Annotated in this window: 17 protein-coding genes; 5 read left to right on the top strand and 12 right to left on the bottom strand. The window is 38.7% G+C overall.

The window, feature by feature from the left end:
- Positions 1-355: RNA-guided endonuclease InsQ/TnpB family protein (locus tag AACU95_RS08370; RefSeq protein WP_161737233.1), on the top strand; the 355-nt coding region annotated here is incomplete at its 5' end.
- Positions 356-570: 215 nt separating this feature from the next.
- On the opposite strand, the gene AACU95_RS08365 is transcribed toward AACU95_RS08370, so the two are convergent.
- The 3 genes from AACU95_RS08365 to sbcD form a co-directional block, all read right to left on the bottom strand.
- Entirely contained in the window at positions 571-1,170 is a 600-nt protein-coding gene (locus AACU95_RS08365) for a nitroreductase family protein (protein ID WP_141192250.1), read from the bottom strand.
- A gap of 129 nt (positions 1,171-1,299) precedes the next feature.
- The gene (locus tag AACU95_RS08360; protein ID WP_141192249.1) at positions 1,300-5,025 is read right to left on the bottom strand and encodes an SbcC/MukB-like Walker B domain-containing protein; all 3,726 of its coding nucleotides are present in this window, start codon (positions 5,023-5,025) and stop codon (positions 1,300-1,302) included.
- Positions 5,022-6,254 carry an exonuclease subunit SbcD gene (gene sbcD / locus AACU95_RS08355; RefSeq protein WP_141192248.1) on the bottom strand — a complete coding sequence of 411 codons (1,233 nt, stop codon included), beginning with the start codon at positions 6,252-6,254 and terminating at the stop codon, positions 5,022-5,024. Before sbcD ends, AACU95_RS08360 begins: the two co-directional genes overlap by 4 nt.
- A gap of 221 nt (positions 6,255-6,475) precedes the next feature.
- Here sbcD and phoB point away from each other — a divergent pair, with 221 nt between their 5' ends.
- The 3 genes from phoB to brnQ all read left to right on the top strand — a co-directional run bounded on the left by phoB (position 6,476) and on the right by brnQ (position 10,316).
- Positions 6,476-7,165, top strand: coding sequence for a phosphate regulon transcriptional regulator PhoB (gene phoB, locus AACU95_RS08350; protein WP_004249004.1), 690 nt, complete (start codon positions 6,476-6,478; stop codon positions 7,163-7,165).
- Between the two features lie 23 nt (positions 7,166-7,188).
- Positions 7,189-8,481, top strand: a complete 1,293-nt coding sequence (gene phoR, locus AACU95_RS08345; protein ID WP_141192247.1) for a phosphate regulon sensor histidine kinase PhoR — start codon at positions 7,189-7,191, stop codon at positions 8,479-8,481.
- Between the two features lie 497 nt (positions 8,482-8,978).
- Positions 8,979-10,316 carry a branched-chain amino acid transport system II carrier protein gene (brnQ, locus tag AACU95_RS08340; protein WP_012367452.1) on the top strand — a complete coding sequence of 446 codons (1,338 nt, stop codon included), beginning with the start codon at positions 8,979-8,981 and terminating at the stop codon, positions 10,314-10,316.
- Positions 10,317-10,596: 280 nt separating this feature from the next.
- Here the strand turns inward: brnQ and AACU95_RS08335 are convergent, their stop codons facing one another.
- From AACU95_RS08335 to AACU95_RS08325, 3 genes are all read right to left on the bottom strand, one after another.
- Entirely contained in the window at positions 10,597-10,890 is a 294-nt protein-coding gene (locus tag AACU95_RS08335; RefSeq protein WP_004245158.1) for a helix-turn-helix transcriptional regulator, read from the bottom strand.
- 388 nt (positions 10,891-11,278) lie between these two features.
- Positions 11,279-12,205, bottom strand: a complete 927-nt coding sequence (locus AACU95_RS08330; RefSeq protein WP_161737232.1) for a hypothetical protein — start codon at positions 12,203-12,205, stop codon at positions 11,279-11,281.
- Positions 12,206-12,226: 21 nt separating this feature from the next.
- Positions 12,227-13,138: a hypothetical protein gene (locus tag AACU95_RS08325; RefSeq protein WP_161737231.1), complete on the bottom strand. Its 912-nt coding sequence runs from the start codon at positions 13,136-13,138 to the stop codon at positions 12,227-12,229.
- Between the two features lie 660 nt (positions 13,139-13,798).
- On the opposite strand from AACU95_RS08325, the gene AACU95_RS08320 reads away from it, so the two are divergent.
- Entirely contained in the window at positions 13,799-14,281 is a 483-nt protein-coding gene (locus AACU95_RS08320; RefSeq protein ID WP_141192215.1) for a DUF943 family protein, read from the top strand.
- A gap of 178 nt (positions 14,282-14,459) precedes the next feature.
- Here AACU95_RS08320 and ydhT read toward each other — a convergent pair whose 3' ends face one another.
- The 6 genes from ydhT to AACU95_RS08290 all read right to left on the bottom strand — a co-directional run bounded on the left by ydhT (position 14,460) and on the right by AACU95_RS08290 (position 20,490).
- Positions 14,460-15,434 (bottom strand): protein YdhT, encoded by a 975-nt coding sequence (gene ydhT / locus AACU95_RS08315; RefSeq protein WP_071425477.1) that lies wholly within the window; start codon positions 15,432-15,434, stop codon positions 14,460-14,462.
- Between the two features lie 7 nt (positions 15,435-15,441).
- The gene (gene phsC / locus AACU95_RS08310; protein ID WP_141192214.1) at positions 15,442-16,239 is read right to left on the bottom strand and encodes a thiosulfate reductase cytochrome B subunit; all 798 of its coding nucleotides are present in this window, start codon (positions 16,237-16,239) and stop codon (positions 15,442-15,444) included.
- The gene (locus AACU95_RS08305) at positions 16,236-16,907 is read right to left on the bottom strand and encodes a 4Fe-4S dicluster domain-containing protein (protein ID WP_161737230.1); all 672 of its coding nucleotides are present in this window, start codon (positions 16,905-16,907) and stop codon (positions 16,236-16,238) included. The genes phsC and AACU95_RS08305 overlap by 4 nt, the downstream gene beginning before the upstream one ends.
- Positions 16,908-16,973: 66 nt before the next feature.
- A complete protein-coding gene (locus tag AACU95_RS08300) occupies positions 16,974-17,687 on the bottom strand; it encodes a YdhW family putative oxidoreductase system protein (protein ID WP_237612038.1) in 714 nt (237 codons plus the stop codon).
- Between the two features lie 18 nt (positions 17,688-17,705).
- Positions 17,706-19,808 (bottom strand): aldehyde ferredoxin oxidoreductase, encoded by a 2,103-nt coding sequence (locus AACU95_RS08295; protein ID WP_017827756.1) that lies wholly within the window; start codon positions 19,806-19,808, stop codon positions 17,706-17,708.
- Positions 19,809-19,860: 52 nt separating this feature from the next.
- Complete coding sequence (locus AACU95_RS08290) at positions 19,861-20,490, bottom strand: ferredoxin-like protein (RefSeq protein ID WP_004245149.1); 630 nt, start codon at positions 20,488-20,490, stop codon at positions 19,861-19,863.
- Positions 20,491-20,797 lie beyond the last annotated feature (307 nt).

Here is a 20,797-nt window from a genome sequence, read left to right as displayed (position 1 = left end):
TGGACGGAACGTAAAAGCTAAATCTGGTTTAAACCGCGCAATACTGGAGCAGGGCTGGTATGAAATGCGCCGTCAGCTTGAGTACAAGCAGCTCTGGCGAGGAGGTCAGGTAGTGGCAATACCACCAGCCTACACCAGTCAGAAGTGCGCTTGCTGTGGTCATACAGCAAAGGAAAACCGCCAGTCACAAAGTCAATTCGAGTGCCTTGAATGTGGATATACAGCGAATGCTGATATCAACGGGGCACGTAACATTTTAGCGGCAGGACATGCCGTGCTTGCCAGTGGAGGGAGGGTGCAGTCAGACCGCCCGTCGAAGCAGGAACCCGCCGAGGTGATTCAGACATCAGTCTGAACGCAGTAGGGATCCACGTCCTTTAGGGCGTGGAGGATGTCAAGAAGCTCAGAAAAAGCAGCGAAAGCATGATATTAAACTGATCAAGTCATAAAAGAAGGGGGCTAATGCTACCTTTATTATTTGTCGTGGGCAAAAAAAAGCCCACAGAGGCTGTGGGCAAGGAATGAAAATAAAAAGAGGGTATTTGGATCAGATGTCTATATTAAAGTCTATTATTTGAAGATTTTAAAACGAGCGTCATCTTCAATATAATTTTTCTCACTTGCTTCTTGTTCGATAGAGCCAAAGACCATTTGTGCTCTTAATTTCCAATGGCGAGGAATATCCCAAGTTGCGTGAACTTCATCATCAATAATTGGATTGTAGTGTTGCAGTGATGCCCCTACATTTTCAGCCGCAAGTGCAGTCCAGACAGAAAGCTGAGCCATACCACTGGCTTGCTCTGACCAAACAGGAAAGTTTTCAGCATACAGTGGGAACTGCTCTTGAAGCCCTTTAACGATATCAGTATCTTCAAAATAAAGGATGGAGCCTGCACCGGCAGCAAAGCTATTAATTTTGGCTTCTGTTGCGCTAAATGCACCCGCAGGGACTAATTTTTTCAGAGTATCTTTAACGATATTCCATAATTTCTGGTGTTGTTCACCAAATAAAACGACAACACGAGAAGTTTGTGAGTTAAATGCGCTAGGGCTTTCTTTAACCGCTTCTTTGATGATCGTAGCAACTCTGTCTTCGCTAATAGGCAGTTGATTACCTAAATGATAAATTGTTCTACGTTTTTTCATTAATTCTGTGAATGCGTTAGACATGCTTATCTCCTTGATAAATATAAGCGTTTAAAGCTGTTTAGCCTGAGCTAATCTATGCACATACTATAGACGCTGTGGGTGATTTATTGATATCTAAAAATTTTAACCACTTACATCAAATTATTAGAGCTAGTCTTTAACTGATTGATTTTCATTGCTCTTATTACCATATCTAAACTCTGGTGCTAGCTGACTTATTCCTAAACCCCCCGCTTTTTTCACTTTTATTTGTACCGGAATACGCTCTTTCATCGCTTCAACATGACTGATCACACCAATAATTTTGCCAGAAGCATTAAGGCTATCTAAGGCATCTAAAGCAATATCTAGTGTATCAGGATCGAGAGTGCCAAAGCCTTCATCTAAAAAGAGTGACTCAATTTGCGTCTTATTACTGACTAAATCAGATAACGCTAAGGCAAGGGATAAGCTGACTAAAAAACTTTCTCCACCAGAAAGTGTACGTGTATCGCGTAGAGCATCTGCTTGCCATGTATCGGCAATCTGTAATTCAAGGCTACCTGTCGTTTTGCGTTGTAAAAAGTAACGACCATGTAGTTTTTCTAAGCGACGATTAGCCAGATAGATAAGATGGTCGAGGGTTAACCCTTGGGCAAAGCGACTAAATTTATCACCAGATGCAGAGCCAACTAACTCATTTAAATAACTCCAATCATCATAATGCGCTTGCTGTTTGGCTATTTGCGCTAATAGTGTTTGTTGCTCTATCCGTTTTTCATCATCTTGGCGTAATTGTATTTGCAGACTAAATAGTGTTTCTTGCAATGCGTTATGTTGCTTTGCTAAGTCGTCTAAATGGATATTACATTGCTCAGCAGTACATTGGGTTGAGAGTAATGGTTGTTGTAATAAATGTTGTTGATAGGCTTTTTCTTGGGTCTCAAGGCGCGTTTTTTCTTGTAAAAGTTTATCAAGTCGCTGTTTTTGCTGCTCTTGCAGACGTGTCCTTTCCTCTACCGATAATAGAGAGGCTAAAAAGTCATTTTCATCGGCAAAAAGACTCTCTTTTAACGCGTGTTGATAGTGTTCAGTGGCTTGTTGTGCTTGTGTTATTGCTCGTTGTAGGGCTTTTTCACTCTCTTGATATTGGCCAATTAATTGATTAAGTCGGTTTTCGAGTTGGTTTTTTTCTTGAGTATATTGCTCAATCTGGGTTTGTAAAAATTGGCTATGTTTATCAAGTTCACTACGTACCTGCTCTACAGATTGTGAACCAAATAAGGCTTGTCGTTGATCCTGCCATTGTGTTTGTTGGTGCTGTTGTTGGCTTAATTTTGCTAATAGCGCCTCAAGTTCAGCCTGTTTTTCTGCTAAATAACGTTTTTTTTCATTTTGCGTCACTTGCTGTTCACGTAGGCTTTGTTGTAATAGCTGAAGCTCTTTTAACTGACTTTGATATTGCTGGTGCTCTTGTTGACGAGCCGCCAACCATGGCGTGAACTGCTCAAATTCAGGGAGTGTATAGCCTTGTTTTTCAATCGCTGACTGAATATGTTGTGCTAATTGTTGTTGCTGTTGGTGCAAGTGCTCGCTTTGTTGCTGATAGGTTTTGATTGTTTTTTGCAAATAATCTAAATCATTTTGCTGTTGCTTAACCGATTGTTGTTGTTGATTAAATTGCTCTTTTGCATTGAGAAAATGCGTATTCTTTTGATGTGTTTGGGCTTCTAATTGCTGATAACTGTCAAGTTTTTCTGTGAGAATAAGCTCTTGCTGATTTAATGATTGTTCTAATGTCAGTAAGTTATCTGCATCATCAACTAACGGTAAATGGTGTGCTTGTGCTAACGTCTGCCACTGTTGGGTCAGTACGCTATTCTCTTGGGTTAACTGAGCGATATTGTCACTCAAGGTGCTATTTTGTGAGCCATAGTTTACCCGTTGGGTTCGCTGTTCGGCTAAGGTGATGGTGAGTGAATGCACCTGCTGTTGTAATGCTTCTAAACGTAGCTTTGTCTCATCTGGTTTGATGTCATGATAGGTTTCTACATAAGGATGTTGTGTTGAGCCACATAGAGGACAAGGTTTATCTTTCAGTAAACGTGCACGCTCTTGCTCATATTCGGCGACTTTTTGTAGCAAAAGATAGTTGTCATTTAAATCTTTAAGATGTTGTGCTTTCTCTTTTAGTGCCAGATCATTTTCTGCAATCGTTTGGGTTAGAGCCGCTATTTTTTGCTGATTTTCACTCAATGTAGTTTGATAATGTTGCTGCTCTTTGCCATTACGTTGTAATTGAGTGTGTAAATTTATAATTTTTGCCAATGCATTTTTTTGCAGATTAATTTGTTGTAATCGCGGTTTTATTTCATCGGGTTTGTCTGCTTTTTGACGCGCTTCCAATTGTGTTTGATAAGATTGTAGTTGCTGTTGCTGTAAATTAAGTTGCTCTTGTTGGGTGGCTAATGTTTGGGTAGCTTGTTGTAATGCTTTTTCCAAACTTATGACTTTTCCCTGCTCTGCTGTTTCTCGTTTTTGGTTGGCAAGATATTGGTTTGATATTTCATTATATTGCTGAAAATAGTGTTGCCATAAGGGTAGATTTTCCGCAAGTTGTGCATGATAGGCGTGTTGTGTTAAGTCGTTATTTAATTGATTAACTTGTTGTTGTGTGGTGATTAATTTTTTCTCGGCTAACTGAGAATGTTGCAGATATTCAGCGCATATTTTTTCTAATTTATGCTTGTGTTGGTTATTAGTACTAATTTCTTGTTGTAACAGCACCAATTGATTATCTAAAGGCAGTACCTTCTCACGAATTAACTGTAAAGTGTGCTGTTTTTTCTCATGATGCGTTTTTAATTGTTCATGAAAGTCTGCCAATTTTTTATTGATAGGTAGGCTTTGTTGTTCAATAGCCTGTTTTTCTGTTTTTAAGCTTGTTAACTGTGTTGCTAAATAGTTTTGCTCTGTAAGACGACGATTTTTTTCATCATAAAGAGGGCGAATTTTTTCTGCTGGCTCATTTTTTTCTAAGCGTTGAATATCGGGTTGAGCAATAATTAATGCCTGTTGAGCCTCATTGAGTCCCGCTTGGGCTGATTGTTGTTGCTGCTGAATTTCTAGCGCTTTTTCTTGCCATTGCTTAGCAACTTGGTATTCCTGTTGCTCTTTTTGTAACCTTGTTACTTGTGCTTGAATATTGGCTTGTTGTGTTAATAGCTCTTGGCGTGTTGTTGCATCCAATAATGCCATCATTTGAGCTTGTTGTTTTAGCGTGTTTAAAGCCTGCTCTTCTTCGCGCCAATGTTTAAAAATTGTTTGTGAAATATGGCGATAGATATCTGTACCAGTAAGCTCTTCAAGTAGCTCTGCACGAGATTTATCATCAGCGTTGAGAAATGCAGCAAATTGCCCTTGTGATAACAACATGGATTTAGTGAAGCGATCGAAATCTAATCCGGTGATCGAGATTATTTTTTCTTTTACTTGGCTAATTTTATTGGCTAAAACTTTATCTTCACCGCCTAAACGATTAATTTTTGCTAACTCAGCCTGTGGGGCTTGTAAGTTTCCCTCTTCTTTATAATTCGCACGACGTTGTTCCCAAAATGCCCGATAGGCAACCCCTTTAACTTCAAATTCCACTTCAGCTAAACATTCTGCAGTGTGACGAGTCATTAATTCATTTTGAGATTGGGTTACTTTATCTAAGCGTGGCGTTCTGTGATATAAGGCTAAACTAATTGCATCTAAGAGCGTGGTTTTACCCGCACCTGTCGGGCCTGTAATGGCAAATAGTCCATTGCTAACAAAAGGCTCTTGATCAAAGTTAATTTTCCATTCGCCTTTGAGTGAGTTAATGTTTTTAAAGCGCAGACTTAAGATTTTCATCGTGCGTTGTTATCCTCTTGCTCTGCCATTTCAACCGCTTGCTTAAAGAGTGTGGTTAACCGTGTTTTGTCTTCCTCGGTTTCAAACTGGTGTTGAGCTAAGCGCCTTTCAAATACATCATATACAGTCAGTTCAGTTAGGGTTTCTTTCTCATTTTGCATCAGTGCTTGACGTTGTTTTCTCGCTCTTCTTAATACGATCACTTCAAAGAGTGGCGATTGAGTTAGCTCTTGAATACGGTTTTGAATATCACTGAGATAATCTTGAGTTGAAACTTCAATATCTAGCCAAATCGTGGTATCCATTTCATTATATTGTGTTGCTAACTTTTCGAGTTGTGTGGCAATTTCTTGTAACGAGCCTGAAAGAGTGCGTAATAGCTGAAACTCAGGGATGGGTAATAGTGTCGTTTCCGCTAACTTATCTTGCTCAAAATCGATAAGACAAACACTTTTCTGTTGTGCACTTTCATCAAAACTTAATGGAATAGGTGAACCACTGTAGCGAATATGACCCGATTTATTGACGCGCTGTGGGCGATGAATATGACCAAGGGCGATATAATCAAATGGAGGAAATAGGGTTGCGTTAAAGGCTTCTAATGTGCCGATATAAATTTCACGTACCGAATCGCTAACACTGGCGCCAATCGTTGTCAGATGCCCTGTGGCAATGATAGGGATGTTAACATTGAGTTGTTTTCGTAAGTCAAGCGCGGCTTGATATTGGCGTTGATAATAATCTGCGATCGCTTCTTTTAAAGCGCCCTGTTTGTCTGCTCCCGATTGCCCACTTTTGCTATTTATCATATCTCTAGGGCGTAAATAGGGGATTGCACAAAGTAATGCTCCAGGTGTGTGATTTTTTTGATAAAGAATAATAGGGGCTTGTGGGGTTTCAGTGTGAACATTAGCAATGACGGTGGTATTTAAACACGCTAACAGTGATTTAGATTCATTTAGCGTTGCCACAGAATCATGATTACCCCCTAAAATAATCAGTTGGCACTGAGTATCTCTTATTGCGACGACAAATCGATTATAAAGCTCTCGGGCATAACTGGGGGGGGAGCCAGTATCAAAGATATCCCCTGCAACAATAACTGCATCAACTTGTTGTTCACGGATTTGTGCTAATAGCCAATCGAGAAATTGTTGGTGCTCTTGGGCGCGAGTTTTTGTAAAAAAATATTGTCCTAAATGCCAATCTGAGGTGTGAATAATCCGCATTGCTATCCCTTAATGTTAACTGCCGTCAGTATAGCGCACCTTACTTTTTTAGTGAAAATCCACCTATGAGCTACGTATTTTGAGTGAAATTACACCAATTTTAGCCTTATTTACCTTAACAATGACACTGTATTCCAGTATTGTCATAGTCAGTCATAAATCTGTCATAAAAGTGCCTCATAATCATTATGACCCTCTATATAAATAACACAGGATAGAGTATGGCAAGGCGTATTCTTGTTGTTGAAGATGAAACCGCAATTCGAGAGATGATCTGTTTTGTATTAGAGCAAAATGGTTTTCAGCCTATTGAAGCTGAGGACTATGATACTGCATTGAGTTTTCTGATTGACCCTTACCCTGATCTGGTTTTATTAGATTGGATGATCCCCGGAGGCTCGGGTATCCAAGTGATTAAACAGATGAAGCGTGAAAATAATACCCGTGATATTCCTATTATTATGCTAACAGCAAAAGGGGAAGAAGAAGATAAAGTCAAAGGTCTCGAAACAGGCGCGGATGACTATGTGATTAAACCTTTTTCGCCTAAAGAGCTGGTGGCTCGGGTAAAGGCTATTTTACGACGATTGTCACCGATGTCGGCAGAAGATGTGATTGAATTTAATGGATTAAGTCTTGATCCTGTTTCACATCGAGTTACCAGTCAAGATAAACCCATTGATATGGGGCCTACCGAATTTAAACTTCTCCACTTTTTTATGACCCATCCCGAACGTGTATATAGCCGAGAGCAGTTGCTAAACTATGTTTGGGGCACCAATGTTTATGTCGAAGATCGTACTGTCGATGTACATATTCGTCGATTGCGTAAAGCTATAGAGCAAGATGGCCATGACCGAATGATACAAACGGTACGAGGAACGGGATATCGTTTCTCTGCTCGATTTTGAGTTGATAAGGGAGTAATTAACTGGTGTTAGAACGACTCTCATGGAAAGCCCTCGTGTGGGGGCTATTTCTATTTTGTTTACCTGCCTTTGTATTATCACTATTTATCGGCCACCTTCCTTGGTTGCTCGTGGTCTCATTACTGAGTGCCTTGATATGGCACGCCTATAATTTAATGAAATTATCTAAATGGTTATGGCTCGATAGATCGGTATTACCCCCAGAAGGGAAAGGGGGCTGGGAGCCTATTTTTTATGGTATACGACAAACACAGCAACGTAACCGTAAACGCCGTCGAGAATTAGGTGATTTAATTAAGCGTTTTCGTAGCGGGGCGGAGAGCCTACCAGATGCCGTTGTGATGATCACTAATGAAGGAAATATCTTTTGGTGTAATAGTCTTGCTCAGCATCTTCTAGGCTTTCGTTGGCCTGATGATAATGGACAAAATATTTTTAATTTATTGCGCTATCCCGATTTTTTACATTATTTCACCGTCGCCGATTTTAGCCGCCCTTTAACTATTGCATTAAATAATGGTGCTATTGTTGAATTTCGGGTGATGCCTTATGCGGATGATCAACGTTTAATGGTTGCTCGCGATGTGACCGAGAAGAATAAGTTAGAAAATTCGCGACGTGATTTTTTTGCTAATGTGAGCCATGAATTAAGAACACCTTTAACGGTTATTCAAGGCTATCTTGAGATGATGGAAGAGAATACCGCAGAAAACCCGGCTGAACATAAAGTGATTAAGATCATGCAAGAGCAAGCAAAGCGTATGGACTTATTAGTACAACAACTGTTACAGCTTTCACGTATTGAATCTGCGCCTCATATTGATTTGAACACGGTTGTCGATATGCCTGCGCTATTAAGCGTGCTTGAGCATGACGCGCATTCATTAAGCCAAGAACAACAAAATATCATCTTTGATATTGACCATAAATGGGCTGTTCGTGGTAATGAAGAGCAATTGCGTAGTGCCGTATCTAACCTTGTCTATAACGCCATAAATCATACCCCTGAGGGTACGACTATTCGCGTGAGTTGGAAAAAAGTACCACAAGGTATGTTGTTTAGTGTGTCAGATAATGGGCCGGGTATCAGTGCTGAACATTTAACGCGCTTAACCGAACGTTTTTATCGTGTAGATAAAGCGCGCTCCCGCCACACAGGTGGTACAGGGCTTGGATTGGCGATTGTCAAAAAGTCCTTACAACATCATCACTCAATACTGAATATTGAAAGTAAAGTCGGTGTAGGAAGCACTTTTTCTTTTATCATGCCGCAAACATTGTTAACAGAAAAAAAATAATTTCGTTTTTATCCTTATTTTATTAGTACCTTTATTACCTATTTTTAAAAGAGGTGATAAAGGTATTTTTGTCATATACCCATCAAATCAATATCAATAAAATCTAATATCGTAGCGTTAAATTTTAATATTATTAATTAATGGGAACTTTAATTGATGGCTAGATTGCCGTTTGGTGAGTAAAAAATATACAAATCATATCGGGGATAATTGGCGATATATAACAGTTATCACTGGCCTGAAAAAATACTTTAGATGATTATTCTGCTTTTTAGATCAGCTATTGCCTTTTTTCATTATAAAAGTTTTACTTGTGAGCAGTTATCGGCGCTTTTTTCTATTTAATATGTAATTGCTCTGTGTAAAATGATTATTCTTAAATATTATTCTGAATAACCCATCATGAAGCAAAATAGATACTGCTGATATTTTTGTTGTATTTACTTTATATAGTAAATGTAAATTAACCATCCAATAACGATATATTAACAAATCTTATGGCACATCGATTAACTTCCAGAGACATTCTGGCATTAGGTTTTATGACTTTTGCTCTATTTGTTGGAGCAGGGAATATTATTTTTCCCCCGATGGTGGGGTTGCAATCAGGGGAGTTTGTTTGGACTGCGGCCATTGGTTTTTTGCTAACCGGAGTTGGCTTACCTGTGCTAACAGTGGTGGCATTAGCGAAAGTGGGAGGGGGAATTGAAGCATTAAGCACCCCCATTGGTAAATCTATGGGACTTTTATTAGCAATAGTCGCTTATCTTGCTGTCGGCCCTTTATTTGCCACCCCTCGAACCGCAACGGTCTCTTTTAAAGTTGGCATTGCCCCTTTAGTGGGTGATAGTGATATTGCCTTACTTATTTATAGTGTTATTTACTTTTTAATTGTTATCGGTATTTCACTGTATCCGGGAAAATTACTTGATAGTGTTGGTCACATTCTGGCACCGATTAAAATTTTAGCCTTAGCTGTATTAGGTTTAGCTGCGCTATTTTGGCCAGCAGGAACGCCGATCCCCGCTACACAAGCATATCAAGATATGGCATTTACCCAAGGTTTTATTAATGGCTATCTTACCATGGATACGTTAGGCGCGATGGTCTTTGGTATTGTTATTGTCAATGCGGCCCGCTCAAGAGGGATTGATAATTCGTCTTTATTAACACGTTATACTATGTGGGCGGGAATTATCGCGGGGGTGTTATTAACGGCGATTTATCTTAGTTTATTTAAGCTTGGTTCTGCTAGCGGCAGCATTATTCCAGAAGCAAAAGATGGCGCAGATATTTTACATGCTTATGTGCAACATACTTTCGGTAATTTTGGTAGTTTCTTTTTAGCTCTGCTTATTTTCTTAGCTTGTATGGTGACAGCGGTAGGTTTAACTTGTGCTTGTGCGGAGTTTTTTAGCCGCTATTTGCCTATTTCTTATCGTACATTAGTATTGATTTTGGCTGTATTTTCCGCGGTAGTCTCTAATCTTGGTTTAAGTAAACTGATTGCGTTCTCCATTCCTGTTCTGGTGATGATTTATCCTCCTTGTATTGTGATTATTCTGATGAGTTTCACTTTACGTTTTTGGCATAATCCAAGCCGTATTATTGCCCCTGCAATGGCAATAAGCTTATTTTTTGGCATTTTTGATGCCATTAAAGCATCCGATCATTTAAAACATTTATTACCGGATTGGGCGGCTAAATTACCATTAAGTGAGCAAGGATTAGCGTGGTTAATTCCTGTATTAGTGACTATTGTTATATGCGCTATTTACGATAAAGTAGCTGGCTCACAACATAAAAAAGTGATCCACTCTGGGATAAACAAATAAGCTAAAATACATTAAATTAAAATCTAAAAGGGAAACGGAAGTTTCCCTTTTTTACGAAATTAAAGTAAGTGTTGATTTTCTTTTAGGCGATTAGTAAGCGTTTTATCAATATCAGCACGAACGGAATTTGAAACGTCATACTCTTTAGCTAACGATGAGAATTGACTAATAATATCAACAGTATGATGGATATACGTTTGTGCTTGTTGCCAACTTTCAAAACCAGCTATTTCTGCAAGATGTTTGATTATGTTTAATGGTGGTTGTTTACCATGTTAGCTTAAAATTCATCTTGTAATACCTCTTCAATGGTTCTTGGTATACGAGGCTTATTGGCTTTTTTAGGGTCAACAACGGCATAAAGGTTATTTAAATCATCAAGACACTGCCAAAGTAACAGTAGTTGTCGTAATGAAATTTTGCCTTGTAACTCAAATTTTTTAATTGTTGATGCAGGGACGGTACTGCGCTCGGCAAGATGTTCCCGAGACCATTTTTCTTTTTCTCGTCGTTTTCGTAAATGAGTAGCAAAAGCTCGACTAACATCAATATCGGTAAGTAATGAGAGTTTCATTATTAGCTCTAAACATAAAATGGATACTATAATGTCCAATTATAGCATAATATGGCATAATTGGACATTATAGTGTCCATTTTTACAAGCTAACTTCTGTGAGGATTTTTACTAATTATAAGCATTCAGTAAAATTATTCATTGCAACGGGGTGCTGTTTTTCATCTAAATAGTAGTAAGTACTCACCACAATATTATCTTCACCTACAAAAAGTTATATTAAACTTAGTTTTAACTTAATAGCACAAAGTGGAAAAATAAATTTTATCCCGCTTAATTCGATGTGTACCTTTGTAGGGAAAACTGGAACTTAATCTATAACAATGAGTATACAACTACCTGAACATCACAAGCGTAAACAGGTCATTCCGTACCTTCCTTATCAATTTTACGCATGGTGTTTTTTCTCCTGATCAAGCTTTGCCAGAATCTGTTCGACCTGTTGCTCAAAATCAGCAGGAAGTGGGTTTTTACCAAAAGATAAAAAGGGCTTACGGGCTTGGTAATCAACAGGCGAAACGGCATCTCGACCTTGTTGCATATAGGCATTAAGGAAAGTGATAAAACGGTGGTTTTCACTGTCGGTACTGGTTAGGAAACTGGAGTAGTGGGACACATTGGGGCGATAGAGGATCGTTTTTAATTGGCCTGTTTTTTCATTAATGCTATATAGTTTAATTGCCAACATATTGCCCGCATAACCAAATTGCGCCTCTTTATAGCGGGTTAAACGTACTTTTCCCATGCCATAGCTATACAGTATTCCTCTTTGCCTATCAGCAATAAGATATACAGGAGGCGTAAAGAAAGAGAGATAGCCAAATAGCCATAAAAAACCGGGGAAAAAAATTAGCCAGCCAATGACGAGGTATTTATCATATTGGCTATCAATAAAAAATTCACCGGAGTTATACGCTTTTATATACTCCCACCAGCTAATTTTTTCTTTATTAAAAAATGGTGAATATAGAACAACAGATCTATTATTTTTCCTCTTATCCTCAGATAAATAACTATATTTTTCCTCTAAGTATTTAGACATCTGTTCCATAGATGTTTTCTTACCTAGATGATTATCTATAAACCCAAACAGAGTATAAAAAGTCATTACTAGAAGCACTATAAAAAAGGGTATTGTATTAGTGAGTTGGCTATTGCGCTGTGGTGAGTTAATTACACAACGCTGTTGATTGACCGCCTCTAAAAATACCAGTTTTTGAGGTGCTAAAGGATCATCGTAGTGATGGCTTTCCGCAATTAATGGTGTGGTTTCTAATTGCTCAGGGTGTTTTGATACAGTGCGTAAACGGGTCATTCCGTGCCTTCCTTATCAATTTTACGCATGGTGTTTTTTCTCCTGATCAAGCTTTGCCAGAATCTGTTCGACCTGTTGCTCAAAATCAGCAGGAAGTGGGTTTTTACCAAAAGATAAAAAGGGCTTACGGGCTTGGTAATCAACAGGCGAAACGGCATCTCGACCTTGTTGCATATAGGCATTAAGGAAAGTGATAAAACGGTGGTTTTCACTGTCGGTACTGGTTAGGAAACTGGAGTAGTGGGACACATTGGGGCGATAGAGGATCGTTTTTAATTGGCCTGTTTTTTCATTAATGGCATATAGTTTAATTGCCAACATGTTGCCCGCATAACCAAATTGCGCCTCTTTATAGCGGGTTAAACGCACTTTTCCCATGCCATAGCTATACAGTATCCCTCTTTGCCTATCCGCAATAAGGTACACAGGAGGCGTAAAGAAAGAGAGGTAGCCAAATAGCCATAAAAAACCGGGGAAAAAAATTAGCCAGCCGATAATCATCAATATCTTAAACTTATCATTTCTGTAAATTTTATCCGTATAGTAATCGATTAAATATGTTCCGATACTTATTTCCTTAACTTTCATATATGGCAAATAGTTTGATAACCCTATTGGTAAGTTATCAACACCATATTTTTCATTAAAATAGTTAGAGTTATCTTGAAGGGTAAAATAATTTGATTTATGGTTTTCAATAAAACCATACAGTGTATAAACGGCCATAACTAACAGTATGATAAAAAAAGGTATTGTATTAGTAAGTTGGCTATTGCGCTGTGGTGAATTAATCACACAACTCTGTTGATTAACTGCCTCTAAAAACACCAGTTTTTGAGGCTCCAAAGGGTCATCATAGTGATGACTTTCCGCAATTAATGGTGTGGTTTCTAATTGCTCTGGGTGCTTTGATACAGTGCGTAAACGGGTCATTCCGTGCCCTCCTCATCAATACAGCCATATATTTTATCGTCGGGGTTGCCGTTTCGGTAACCTAGTGGTGCTATTTTCCTTTTAAGATGATCTGCTCAGTAGGTGATAAATCAAAGCTCCATAAAGTAAGCTAAGAAAATTTAAGTTGCCCAAATCACTTTGGTCTGAATTCGTCTTGAAAGCAGTTTAAACTATCTAAATATTGTGCGACGAGGCAGAGAAAGATAATATTTGCTTTTTTTATCCGCTCTGCATAGATATCATTTTTTGCATAATCTATAAATTCACTAATATTATGTGTTAGGTTGAGAGTTTTATAATACTCGATTGTACGTGAAATTGTCCACAATAGAGTATTAAAGTTCTCTGTGTAACACATAAATATTGACTAGGTTGACCTATAGATTGAAAATACACATAATTTTTCTTTAATACAGTGAAAAATGTTTATTGCTTAATCTTATGCTGTGCTAATATTGTTTTATTGACCATTTTAGTTCACAAGAAAAATATATGACTGTTGTTTTAACTAATGCATCAATTTTTAATTATGCCCAGGTGAATGCCAGCACAATAATTCAAAGTGATTCCTTACCGAGTGAAATAATTATAATATATTATAAAAGCGACTATTAATATAAAAATTCGGAGTCCAAAATAATGGCTTTTAAATATAAAATAACAATAATCATATTTTTGCTATCTTTTATTTTTTTTGTAGTGTATGAGTTTTTTATTCCCGTTAAAGTTATGGGAGTACATAAAGATACGTATACCACCTCTATTCTGGTTGAGGATTTTCCGATAACTGATTATGGAAAAATAATATGGTGGAAAAACAACCAAGATGTTTTAGATAAAAAGTATAATTTATTTAAAGCTAAAGATAGCTCCTTCTATATTTATATATGGAATTACGGTGATGGATATTTAGAAGAAGGAAAATACGATCGATTATGTTTTACTGAAATTAAAAGTAACAAAAAATGTATAGAAAAAGATAAAGTGATGTCAATAATGTATTCTTTAAATGAAGAGGAAGTTAGGATCGGTAATTCTGCATATATTAAAGATAAAAATGGTTCTTTTATAAAGAAAGACAAGGATACTAATACAACTATCACAGTAGTCCCTAATGCATAACTTGGTCACAAGTGGTGATAATAGCTTATTCACATTTTATGCTTAAAAATATATTTTGCTGTTTATATCAAAAATATAAAATATAACTATAAATCTTTGTGAAACAATGCGAAGTTATCGTGTTTCGTCTCCATGTTTGCCCAATAGCTTCTATGAGAATTTTTTATTAATTATTGAGTTAAGTAATATTATCCATTGCAACAGGGCGCTGTTTTTCATCTAAGTAGTAGTGAATGCCGGCCTCAATATTATCTTCACCTTCATAGAAAACGTTAAAGCGGGTACGTTTTCCATCGTGATAGGCAATCACAGCGCTACCGCCTTTTCCTAAGCAAAATTGCTGAAGATGCCCTGTTGAGATACACACGCTGTTATCCCCAGATACAGAGAGTGTGCAGTTATCACCTGTGTTGATAGCAATGGCGTTATCGCCAGTAATAGTAATATGTGCTAAATCACCAGTATTGGCTATTTTTGTACGGGATTGAGTCGCATTAATAAAGTTTCTTATGCCACTATTGGCAATATGCGCCCCTTGACCAGAAGCGTAAATTTTAACATCGTTGCCACTATTACAAATACGAGAGCGTCCTCCTAAGCTACCAATACGACATTGATCTGCCGTATTACTGATCTTTCCAGCAAATCCGCTGTTGATTAATTGGTTACTATAACCAGTGTTAGCAATACTGTTTTCATCACCGGAAAAGGCGACAATATTATCACGACCGCATAATGCAAGGGCGGTGTTAAATTGTTGGCTTTTGACAATCAGTTGATGCCATTCGGTAGAAAACTGGATGTTTTCGTCGCTAGATTGCGGTTGGTGATAGGGTAAACGTTGTAATGTCACACCGGTTTGTTTTTCATTGCCTAACAGGGACAAGATGTTTTCTATCACTTCTTGTTCCTGTTTGGCAAAAGAGGACTGACTAAAATGACGCAGATAAATATATTGAATTAAGCTTTCTATCCATTGTGTTTGACGTTGTTTTATCAATTCATTATGGATAGCACGGTAAGTACCTCCATGGGGAAAATAACGCAAAAACCAACGATAAAGTGAACTTGAAACATGCAGTTGGCGTAAGTCTTCTTTGGTTAGTGTGATATTTTCCTGTGAAGGGACTGACATATAAGCTCCTTGATCCATCTATTTATTAGTGTCTATGGTAGCCGTCAACCATACTGCGAAAGGTTTGGAATGGCGTTCTTCCGGTGGTACACAGGTAAAGGTGACCAAAGATAAAAAAGACACTACACACGGCTAGTATTTGGTGAATTATTAATAACCAAGCTTTAAATAGCACAGCATCCGCAGGGATAAACATGGGATTTTGCAGTAAGACCCCAGTGATTAAAAGTAATGGTACTAATGCATACATCACACCTAAATAAGCCATTTGTTGCAGTGGATTAAATTTAACCTTGGGAGTGGCTGGAAAAGGATGATCTTCCCCCTTAATAATGCCGTAAAGATAAAAACGCGTTTGCATTAATACTCGTTGCAACCAGTTTTTACTGTCAATACGGTAAAATTTACCATTGCCACCAACAAGATTAATTAACACAAAGGACAACCAGCATACTAAGAGTAGATAACCACAAATTTCATGCACATTGACGAGTAACGCCGTGTCATGTGCCGAGAGTAGGGCGAAATGGTTAATCCCGCCACTGAGAAGGAGTAAGATAAATAAAGTTGCATTACTCCAATGCCATAAACGTACCGCTTTTGAGTAAAGATAGAGTTTCTCTTCTTGATGATGCTCTCCATGGGGTGTGGCAAAGCGGTAACGTAAAAAACCATGAAGTGCGAGTACAAGTAGCATGCCGACAAATAATACGCCGGCAACAATTAACCAAAGTGGTAAATAGTCCGGTGTATAGATTAAGACATACTGTTTGAGTGAGGCTTGAAATTGTGCTGCATTTGGCATGATATTTATTGCACTCATACGTTATCTCCCCCTTGTACATGAGGTCCAACACGTCGATAAAGATGCGGTTTTCCTACTCCATCAAGTTGATAGAGATAGTAGTCATGTGTTTTTAGCCATTGCTGAATTTGTGGGCTATCTTCTCTACCAAAGAGTAGGGCGTTTTGTGGGCAAGCGCTGACACAAATCGGTGGGAACCCTTTTTGTAATCGAGACTCAAGACAAAAGTCACATTTATCAGCAACATGTGTTACGGGATTAAGATAACGAACTTGGTAAGGACAGGCTGATATGCAATAGCTACAGCCAATACATTTCTCTTTATTAACGCGAACAATACCATTGTTTTCATCGCGCCAAGATGCGCCCGTAGGACAAACCGAGATACAAGGAGCATCTTCACACTGCTGACATGAGTGTCTAAAAAAATGGTACTTATCGTTATCTTCTTTTAAGCTTAATGGAATGTGTGCAATATCCATTCGCGCCATTCCGGTTGGTACTTTATTTAATCGACGGCACGCTGTGGCACAAATATTACAGCCATTACAGCGTGTTTCGTCATGGATCATGGCATAGCGTATCGGTTTTTTATCTGTGGCTGCCGCTAAGGCACTACCCAGTGGCGCACTGAAAAAGATCACTGTACCTATACCTGCTACAAATTTACGGCGAGAAACATGCATTATTTTTGCTCCTCAATCTGATGCTGTTGTAATACCCACAGAACATTTCGTCGACAGGGTAGAGCATTAAGGATTTTCATATTGTTCTACCTCCAGCCATTCTGTTAACCCTCTCGCCTTGCCATAACTCATTAGGGTGCTACTAAATAGGTAAGGGGCATTGTTAGAGGCGAATATTTGCTGAATATCTTGAAAATCAGGGTGAGTTTTCATCAGCGTCAATGCATCGTCTATTTCTGAAGCGGTGTAATAAAAAGGCTCCAACATCAACATGCTTTGCTTCAATGGTCGAGGGTAGGTTTCGCATTCAAAGCGAACTAAACCTGCAATGGCAGTACAAATATCGGTATATCTATTGAGAAGCTGTAATTGTGCATAGTTATCTGACATAACAGTGTCAGAATAGAAATAATCCTCACCATTATGTGTTAAATAAGTAATATCAACGAAAGCGTCCTCTTTCAACGCGACTCTTAATTGCATTACCTCTTCTTCAGAGAGTGAATAAGGCGCATCATACAGCGTGGAAATAGCTAATAGTTCACCTTCTTTTGAACATTGACGGATTGCATTGGCTAGATGTTGTTCAGCCGATAATTGCGCGATATCTTCAATTTGCTCTTCTGTGGTATCCGTTAAGGTGTGAGTATCATGCCCAATACCTCTCTCTGATAACGGCAATAGCCAACGACGAAGAGAAATATCCGGTTGTTCTAAAGTAATATCAGCATCATGAGCAATATCAGGTGGTATAGAGGCTGATGCATTCTGTTTATTCATCATGATCTCCTTTACCTATTAATTGGGTAATAAGCCACGTGATGCTAAATCGTCAGCAACATCTTGTAATCCAAGGCGTACTAAAGTTGCTTTTGTTGGACAGCCTAATTGTGGATCCCAGCCCATTTCTTCATAAAATAGGGTGAGAGAGAGTTGCATATCTTCTCTATCCATTTTGTCTGTCCCTTCCGTAAAGACAGGAATATCAGGATCTTTATCAAATACCCATGAACAGATTTGGTCATGCTCATTACGCATATCCATTGTGTTCATTAACTTAACCGTGTAAGCACGATGTAAAGTGAAGATGCGTTCTGAGGCTAAATCAAGATCTTGAGAAGTGGTTGGTTCACCGGTAATGGCAGTGAAAAATTTTGCTTCCATATCTAAATCGCCACGATAGTTGCGGCTTTTATGAGGTGATACGGTCATTGGCCATACCCAGTTACATAATGTCACGGCATCATGTAGGCAACTACGCAAAATGGTCCATTTGGTATAGGCGATTTTTGCTTTATTAATCGGCGTGTAGTTTTTGGTTTCATCAAAAGCATCACCAGAGCCAAATAGTTCACCTGCAATCTCTTTTTGTAATTTTAGCGGTAAACCACTACCGATATAGTTGATATGAGTATGTGTCATCGCATCGCGGTTAAACATACAGTTGACGATGGAGCCTACTTGAGCAGAAGCTTCATTTGCATGGTGAATAGGGAAACCCATCGGTGACCAAAGTTTATTTTTCTTATTACCCCAATATTCCTCACCTAAATTCCAGCGTTGTGCAATTAAATAAGAGCCATCAGCAAGGTGACTAAATTCACCTTTACGATGGGCTAAGCGGTAATAGAAATCTTTGATAAATGCGGGATCACCTTCTTCAAGTTTATCCCAAGGAATATCGTTATACTCTTCTTCAGAAAGAACACGTTTAAAAACCCCGTGGGTATAGCAATAAGTAAAGTCACGATGAAGCTGACCGTAGTTGCACCATAAGCCCATATCATCAAAAATATTGAGGCCGACAAGATTACCAACAACATTGGCATCGCCTTTTTTCTCAATATCTTTCGGGCCATTAGGGAAAATGGTGGTATGAACAAAGTTGGCGACACAAGTGTTTCCGCCTGTTTGAGGTACGCCAAATTTTTTCGCTTGCGGGACATTAAGTTGTGACATACAGCGAATAGGGCATGAGTGGCATCCCCCCATTTTTACCGTGTATTGTTCTGCTTCAGGGCCAAGATCGAAGGTTGATTTCATGGTTCTAAAGCCGACAGTATTGGCATTGCCCGGTGGGATCTCCCCTGTTTCAATGGGGCCACCTTCAGCTGCTCCCCAATAAAGCCCTTTACGTGCAGTCCAGCGTGAACCCGGATGTGAATACTCTGCCCAAGATTGTGGGGTACTTGGTACGACGTGATTATTATTTGCGCCAATAAGTTGTGTCATCATATAGTCGTTAAGCTCTTTTAATGCTTTACGATCGGCAACATTAACGCCACGACTTCCTTCAACCACAATCGCTTTTAATTTTTTAGCACCAAGTACGGCACCAATTCCAGCACCACCACTGTGGTTACGACTATTGATAAGTCCTGAAAGAGGGACAAGGTTTTCACCCGCAGGGCCAATAGCAGCAACACACGCTTCTGGGCTTGTTTGAGCACAAAGTTCTTCTGTTGTTTGACGAGTTCCTTTTCCCCATAAAAAAGAGGCATCTTCAATGGAAACTTGGTCATCATCAATATGGATCCACACGGGTTTATCTGCTTGACCTTCAATGATCAACGCATCATAGCCGGCAAATTTCATCCATGCGGCAAAAAAGCCTCCCATATGGGCATCAACCACTAAATTACCGCGAGTAAAGGTTGAAAGAGAGGTGATATTGACGCGAGAGCTACAGGGGGCGCCTGATCCTGTTAGCGGGCCTACCGCAAATACCACTTTGTTTTCTTCATCAAAAGGTTTTACACCGGGTGCAACTTCTTCATACATAATTTTGTAGCCAAAGCCCATACCACCAATTAAGGATTTGTATTGGCTTGAGCTTTCGCGAGAGATGGCACCGGTAGTTAAATTAATTCTTAGTATATTGCCAGTCCAGCCGTTAATCATAATATTGCTTCCTAATCTAAAGAGGGGTCAATGAGGTGATTGCTAAGAAAAATCAAACGGTAATTTCTTTCCATTCAATAATGTGCAATGCCCCTGTTGGGCATGCTGAGGCGCATTCACCACATAAATTACATTTACCGGATTTTTTCGTTTGTGGATTGACGGTTGCCATCATCCACGGGCAAGCTGTTGTACAAGCGGCACAGCCGATACAACGACGAGTATCAACGACAATACAGCCAAACTCTTCTTGATAACGGATAGCTTTTACTGGGCAGACGTTCATACACTCGGGTGTTTTGCATTGGCGACAAGTATCAGTGGTAAAGTTTAAGTCGCCATATAAGCCCCCTCCAGAGCCAATGCCTTTATCACCAAAATAGAAATGACGATGGATTTTAGTACGGGAGAAGAAAGATCCAACGCTACCATCATTCCATGTTGTACATGCTGTTTCACAACGATGACAGCCAGTGCAACGGGCACGATTAGTCACTAATACACCTTTAGGTGTGGTTGTCAGTTGAATAACGCCACTGTCTATTTCTTCTTGCTTACAACCTAAAAGAGAAAGTAGTGCGGGTGCTATGGTGATCCCTGCCAGCCCTTTACCGGATATTCGCAGAAACTCTAGTCTTGATAGTCCAATATCTAATATAGGACGATGATGTGTATCAGACATTAATATTTATCTCCGCTTAACTAATTTAAATAAGAAATAATTTGTGATGATAAATGTGTTCTTTTCTCTACTTGTTTTTCGTTGTATATAAAATATAATAACGATTGGTTTAGAATAGATATAATAGTTATCAACACTTTTTATTACTGAAAATAGCTTGTGGTGAATTGTTAAATATTTGTATTTACAATATGTTACATTCGGTTTTTACGTATTTTTCATTAACCATTATGATATTGTGGTTATTAAAAAATTTATTCTGTGACTGCAATCATAGAAATAAAATTAATTATCGTTAGTTAAAAAA

It is taken from the genome of Proteus sp. G4415, from assembly GCF_963896075.1.
Taxonomy (GTDB): domain Bacteria; phylum Pseudomonadota; class Gammaproteobacteria; order Enterobacterales; family Enterobacteriaceae; genus Proteus; species Proteus mirabilis.
Note: the sequence above shows the minus strand (reverse complement) of the source record. Positions and strands in the feature narration are given on the sequence as shown.